The organism is Bacteroidota bacterium (assembly GCA_018831055.1).
In the GTDB taxonomy this organism is placed as follows: Bacteria; Bacteroidota; Bacteroidia; order Bacteroidales; family B18-G4; genus M55B132.
This window is the reverse complement of sequence record JAHJRE010000122.1, coordinates 41470-48172: the sequence shown is the minus strand read 5'-3', so window position 1 is coordinate 48172 and position 6703 is coordinate 41470. Positions and strand designations below refer to the sequence as shown.

Here is a 6703-nt window from a genome sequence, read left to right as displayed (position 1 = left end):
ATTCTGTATTCTGTATTCTGTATTCTGTATGTACAATAGGATGGGCAATTGAATATTTTCTATTTGCAATGCATTGGCAATATTAAATCGCCCATTGACAATCCGATTGACAATACAGAATACAGAATACAGAATCGCAAATCATTCCCGATTCGCCTCTCCATCTTTCGCTACAACGTTGTCTTCCCCATCCCTTTTCCATGAGAAACAAAGATGATCCCGGGAACAGACTGCCGCCAGAAAGCCTATGTTGTGGCTATTAGCGTAAACGGGAAAGAAAAGGAGGCGGTGAAGGTGGTGGGAGGCAGAGTGTATTCTCAATTCTGTATTCTGTATTCTGTATGTACAATAGGATGGGCAATTGAATATTTTCTATTTGCAATGCATTGGCAATATTAAATCGCCCATTGACAATCCGATTGACAATACAGAATACAGAATACAGAATTGCAAATCATGGTGTTTGGTGGAGGAAGATGAGGATGCTTTTTATTGATCTGCGATCTCTGATCTGCGATCTTCTCTCTGCATTCTCTTCTTCTTTTTTCCTGAAAACATATCAAACAAAAGATATCCTATTGCCGCACCCCAGAGCATACTCATCCATGGATTGCTGGTAATAGGGCAGGATCCTGAGTTACAGCCGATCCTGATATAGTAGATATAGCCGCCCAGGGCTCCCAGAGCGATTCCGGCAACAGATAGCCAGGGGATTCTTTTGATAATAGGAATGTGGGTTTCCTTCTCTTCCATAATTAAATCAATGTCATTTCAATGTTACAATGGTAATGCCCGAACCTCCGCGTTCCACATGCTCATCCCGGTATTGCCTAACTTCATCCATTCCTGCCAGCATATCTCTTACTACCGTCCGCAGTATCCCGTCACCCTTGCCGTGAATGATGCTAAACTCTCTTATTCCCAGCAGCAGGGCATCATCGATATACCGGCCCAGCTCTCCCAACGCTTCTTCGGCTCTTTTCCCTCTGAGATCGATGCTCAGGCTGAACCGCGAATGCTTTTCGTTGAGATCATTAACAATTTGCCCGTACTTTCTGTTCGCGGAGAAGGGCTTAATATTTTTCTGATCTGATTTTTCCAACTGGTCAAGAGGAATATTTAGTTTCATGGATCCTGTAAAGACGGTAGCCATTTTGCCTCGTATTTCAACTACTTCCCCGGGTGCATTATGATTTTTCAGCTTTACCATGTCTCCGGCAACGATAGGGTCTTCTGACGGTTTGGGCCTGACGGGTTTTTTTGGTATCTTTTTTACCCTGGGTTCCGGTTTCGGTTTTTCAATGGCCTCTTTGTGTTCTTCCAGGATCTTGCGGGCCTCTTTTGTTTTTTCCTTTTCGGCATTTGATTCCCTGATCTCGCGGATGGTGTTTTCCACCAGGCGGTTGCTGGTTTTAACAATATCAAGGGCTTCTTCCCTGGCTTTTTCCAGGATGTCTTTCTTTTTTGCTTCCAGGTCGGCAACCAGCTTTTGGTATTTTTCAATCATCTCCGACAGGAAAGTGTCGGCAACGGTAAATTCCTGCCTTTGCCGGATAATTTCTTCCTTTTCAACTTCAAGTTGCTGCAGTTGTTTATCGAAGTCGAGCTGTGATTTCCCGGTTTTCAGGCTTGCTTTTTCGAGCACATCGGCCGGGAATCCAATCTTTCCTGCTATTTCGAAGGCAAAGGAACTGCCGGGTTTACCGGTGAGAAGCTGGAATAAAGGTCGCATTTCCCGTGTATCAAAGAGCATGGCCCCGTTGATGATGCCTTCCTGTTCACCGGAAAGCAGTTTCAGGTTGGCATAATGGGTTGTTACAATGCCAAAGGCTTTCTTTTCATTGAGCCGTTCCAGGGATGCCTCTGCAATGGCACCTCCGAGCTGAGGTTCGGTTCCCGTGCCAAATTCATCGATGAGGAACAGGCTTTCGGGACCGGCATTTTCCAGGAAGAAGCGCAGATGCCTCAGATGAGAACTATAGGTGCTGAGATCGTTTTCCAGTGACTGGTCATCACCGATATCGATGAAGATATCCTTAAAAAGCCCTGCCCGGGAATGCTCCTGCAAGGGGATCAACAGGCCGCATTGCAACATGTATTGCAGTAATCCGACGGTTTTCAGGCAAACGGATTTTCCTCCTGCATTCGGACCGGAAATAACCAAAATCCTTTGTTTTCGGTCGAGACGGATATTCAATGGCACGACCTCCATTTTTCTGGCCTTGTGGGAGAGGTGCAAAAGCGGATGGACGGCATCGATCCAGTCGATATGGGGCTCGTTCACGATCTGGGGCAACACGGCATTTATGTGAAGGGCAAGCCTGGCTTTCGCGCGGATGAAATCCAGCTTGCCAAGGATAATATAAGCCCGGTGTAAGTCGCCAAGATAGGGACGAAGAAAGTCGGTGAATGCAGTCAGTATTTTGATTATTTCCCTTTTTTCGGCATTCTCAAGGTCACGGATCTCATTGTTTACATCAAAGACCTCCGCCGGTTCGATGTATACCGTTTGACCTGTTGATGATTCATCGTGAATAAAACCCCGGATCATGCGTTTATTCTGGGCAAGCACGGGGATCACCATCCGTCCGTTCCGGATGGTCACCTCCACATCATCGGGGGTAATACCCTCGGATTTGGCAGAAGCCAGGGCTTTATTGATCATGCGGTCAATCTGCGATAGCCTGGAATTCAGCTCTTTGCGGATTTTGGCAAGTCCGGGTGAAGCATTATCCCTGATCTTGCCTTTTTCATCCAGGAGTTTGTCGAGATAGCTGATAATGGCCGGATCGATCATGATCTCCTCAGCCAGCTTCCGGAGTGTGGGATAGAGGTTCTTTTCGGCTTTCCTGAAATATCCGGCACATAGATTTATGGTATTCAGTGAGAGACGCAGGTCGACAAGGCTCTGGATCTCGATAAAAGTGCCGGGTATCTTAATCCTGGAAAACTCAGGGGTAAGGTCAAAGTAATCCTGTTGAGGAAAGGGCTCTGGTGAAAGCAGGATTTGCCGGAATTCTTCGGTTTCATACAGTTTTTCCGATATCTCTTCCAAAGCGGAACTGAAAGATATCTTTGTAATATGTTGTTGTCCAAGCCTGCTGATGCAATATGATTCCAGGAGCCGGCAGATCTGCGTGAAGCCGATCTTTTCTTCAAAATTATCAGGGTAGACCATAAAACAAAATTACGAATAATGAAGGAAGGACAAGGATGCCTGGCTGCCGTTTTTTCTATAAATTAGCACGGAATAAAACCGGGCTGTTGTGAAAAGCTATTCACTGTTTTTTATTGCTTTGACGGGACTTCTTCTTGGGTCCTGTTCTTCCAGGAAACCGGCACTTATCAGGCAGGATCTCAACACGGGCTGGTATGTCAGTGCGTCCGATACCCTGGCCACCTGCCCGGCAGAGGTTCCCGGTTTTGTTCATACCGATCTGATGAAAGCCGGGATCATTCCGGATCCTTTTTATGGCGATAACGAAAAAAAAGTCCAATGGATAGGCGAACACGATTGGATTTACTATGATACCTTCAATCTGGCTGGTGACATCCTGAATAATTCGCATATCGACCTTGTTTTTGAAGGATTGGACACCCGCTGCGATGTTTACCTGAACGATACACGGGTTTTAGCAGCGGATAATATGTTCCGTCAGTGGAGACTGGATGCAGCAAACATGCTGAATCCCGGTTCCAACACTCTCCGCCTGATGTTTTACTCCCCGGTGGAATTTATTCATCATGCAGCCGATACCGCAAGCATACCCTTGCCGGATCCCCGGGCCTATCTGCGCAAAGCGCCCTATCATTTTGGCTGGGACTGGGGGCCGGAACTGGCTACCTCCGGCATATGGAAACCGGTTTACCTGGAGGCCTGGGAATCGTGGCGTTTGGATGATGTTTCATATACCGTGGATTCCCTTGACGATGACAGAGCCTTTATCAGCGCAAGGGTTACGCTCATTTCGGACGGCAAGGGGAAATGCAGAATATGCATCAAAGACAAGGGAAATGGGGTGCAATATGCACAGGAAGTAATTTCCCTTGAAAAAGGCATTCAGAAAATCAGGTTCGGTTTCACCATTGATAATCCACGTTTGTGGTGGCCCAATGGAATGGGCAGTCCTGAATTATACTCATTGAGATGCAGTGTCGACGACGGTCTCCGGGAGGATTTCCGGGACGACAGGATAGGCTTGCGAACAGCCGAACTCGTCACGGAAAAAGATGAGTTCGGTGAAAGTTTTTATTTCAGGATCAACGGCTTGCCTGTTTTTATCAAAGGAGCCAATTATATTCCCATGGATCATTTTACCACCCGGGTAACGGAGGAGGAATACAGGGATTTAATCCTGGATGCCCACGCCTGCCACATGAATATGTTAAGGGTTTGGGGCGGAGGTATTTACGAGAGTGATATATTTTATGATTTATGTGATGAATACGGGATCATGGTATGGCAGGATTTCATGTATGCCTGTAATATGTATCCCGGGAATGCCGGATTCCTGGAAAATGCGCGGGTTGAAGCTGAGGAGCAGGTGATCCGTTTACGCAACCATCCCTCGGTTGTGATCTGGTGCGGCAACAATGAAGTTGATGAAGGATGGCACAACTGGGGCTGGCAGCAGCAACTGGGATATTCACCGGCTGATTCTGCTGCGGTCTGGAAGGCATATACAGAACTGTTCCATGATATTCTGCCCGGTCTGCTGGATCGGTTGGATCCCGGGAGGCCATATCATCCCTCTTCACCCAGGCATGGATGGGGCCGCGACATTGCCTACACCGAGGGAGACTCGCATTACTGGGGTGTTTGGTGGGGGGAAGCCCCTTTTGAGACTTACCGTGAGAAGACCGGGAGGTTCATGAGCGAATATGGTTTCCAGGGGTTTCCTGATATACAAACCATTGAGGCATTTGCCGGACCGGAGGACAAAACGCTGGATTCGGAAGTAATGGCAGTACATCAAAAGCACCCGAGAGGCTTTGAGCTGATTGATAAATATATGGAACGATGGTTTGAAGTTCCGGAGAGCTTTGAAGATTATGTTTATGTGAGCCAGATCCTGCAGGCGGAAGGCATACGCATAGCCCTGGAAGCACATCGCAAAGCCATGCCCCGTTGCATGGGAACCTTGTACTGGCAGTTGAACGATACCTGGCCGGTGATTTCCTGGTCGGGAAGGGATTATTTTGGCCGCTGGAAAGCCTTGCAGTACTTTGTGGAAAAAGCCTACAGGGAAAGTATCCTGGTATTCGAAGAAAAGGGAGATAGTGTGCTTGTATATTCTGTTTCAGACGTTTATCAGCCCTTTTCCGCCATCCTGGAAATAAAACTCTTTGATACCGATGGAAAGCTTTATGAAGAAAGTAAAAGAGATATACAGGTTAAGCCGGGTTCTGATCTGATCTGGTCAGGAAGCAGAAGTGGAATGGTAAAAATGGCCGGAGGCGAGGGAAAGGCGATACTGGAAGCCACGCTTGATGCCGCAGGAGATGAGTACAATGCAATACATTACTTTACTGTTGCTAAAAATATATCTTTGAGGGAACCAGGTTTCAGGTTGCAGGTTGCAAAGGATGATAAAGTGATAAGGATACTGATCTCCAGTGAAAAGCCGGCCCGTTATGTTCACCTGAGTTACCCGGGTGAGGATGTATGGTTTGACAGGAATTATTTTGACCTCCTGCCGGGTGATACCATTGAAATATCGGCATTTACCAAGGGAAATATTCAGTTTGACATTCAAAAACCAGAGGTAAGATCGTTATGGGAAACAGGGCATTGATTTTTTTCAACAGAGGGATAGGGTCACGGTGCTTGCACATGATCTTCTTTATTTTACTGGCATCAGGGTTATTCTCCCAGGAAGCCGGGGAATTGAGGGTTATAAGTTTTAATATACGTTATGATAACCCGGATGATAAGCCCAATGACTGGCAAGCCAGGAAAGATTTGGTTTGCAATGTTATTTCGGATTATCAGCCTGATATAGCCGGTTTGCAGGAGGTTTTGCACAAGCAGTTAAACGATATCCTGGAAGCCTTGCCGGATTATGATTATGTTGGTGTTGGCAGGCTGGATGGCATGGAGAAAGGGGAATATGCTCCTATCCTTTATTTGAAGGATAAATTCACGATGCTTGAAAACGGACACTACTGGCTTTCCGCAACCCCTCATGTTGCCGGAAGCAAGGGCTGGGATGCTGCCTGTGAAAGGATAGTGACATGGGCCATCCTGGAAAATAAGCAGGATGGAAAACGCTGCTTTGTATGCAATACGCATTTTGATCATGTGGGAGAGACCGCGAGGCTGAACAGTGCCCGAATGATCAAGGACAGTCTCCGGGAGCAGGCCGCAGGATTGCCGGTCATATTAACCGGCGACTTCAATACTTCACCCGGAACAACCCCATATCAGGAAATACTCATTTTGGGTACCCCCCTGAGGGATTCCAGGATGGCGCATAGTTCCGGAGAAAGTGAATTGCCGACATTCACCGGCTTTGACAATAAACCGGAAAATGACGCGCTGATTGATTTTATCTTTGTTTCGAAAGATTTTAATGTTTCAGATTACAGGGTAATCGGGAATATGCCGGGAGAGATTTTTATCTCTGACCACAAGCCCGTATTTATAATAATCAACTGAATTTAACATACCATGGGGATGAGAAGGCAAAGGAAAGTCCTCTCT

General features: G+C 46.8%; 4 protein-coding genes. 2 read left to right on the top strand and 2 right to left on the bottom strand.

Annotated elements, in window-relative coordinates; all coding sequences use genetic code 11:
* Window positions 1-489: 489 nt before the first annotated feature.
* Together KKA81_07735 and KKA81_07730 are read right to left on the bottom strand one after the other, a co-directional pair.
* Window positions 490-753, bottom strand: coding sequence for a hypothetical protein (locus KKA81_07735; protein MBU2650810.1), 264 nt, complete (start codon window positions 751-753; stop codon window positions 490-492).
* Window positions 754-766: 13 nt separating this feature from the next.
* On the bottom strand, window positions 767-3178 hold the full coding sequence (locus tag KKA81_07730) for an endonuclease MutS2 (GenBank protein MBU2650809.1): 2412 nt from the start codon (window positions 3176-3178) through the stop codon (window positions 767-769).
* A gap of 88 nt (window positions 3179-3266) precedes the next feature.
* On the opposite strand from KKA81_07730, the gene KKA81_07725 reads away from it, so the two are divergent.
* Entirely contained in the window at window positions 3267-5795 is a 2529-nt protein-coding gene (locus KKA81_07725) for a glycoside hydrolase family 2 protein (protein ID MBU2650808.1), read from the top strand.
* Between the two features lie 38 nt (window positions 5796-5833).
* A complete protein-coding gene (locus KKA81_07720) occupies window positions 5834-6658 on the top strand; it encodes an endonuclease/exonuclease/phosphatase family protein (GenBank protein ID MBU2650807.1) in 825 nt (274 codons plus the stop codon).
* Window positions 6659-6703: the final 45 nt, after the last annotated feature.

Coding starts and splice junctions, on each gene's coding strand:
- KKA81_07730 (MBU2650809.1), bottom strand. CDS start 3,178: ATGGTCTACCCTGATAATTTTGAAGAAAAGATCGGCTTCACGCAGATC.
- KKA81_07735 (MBU2650810.1), bottom strand. CDS start 753: ATGGAAGAGAAGGAAACCCACATTCCTATTATCAAAAGAATCCCCTGG.
- KKA81_07720 (MBU2650807.1), top strand. CDS start 5,834: ATGATCTTCTTTATTTTACTGGCATCAGGGTTATTCTCCCAGGAAGCC.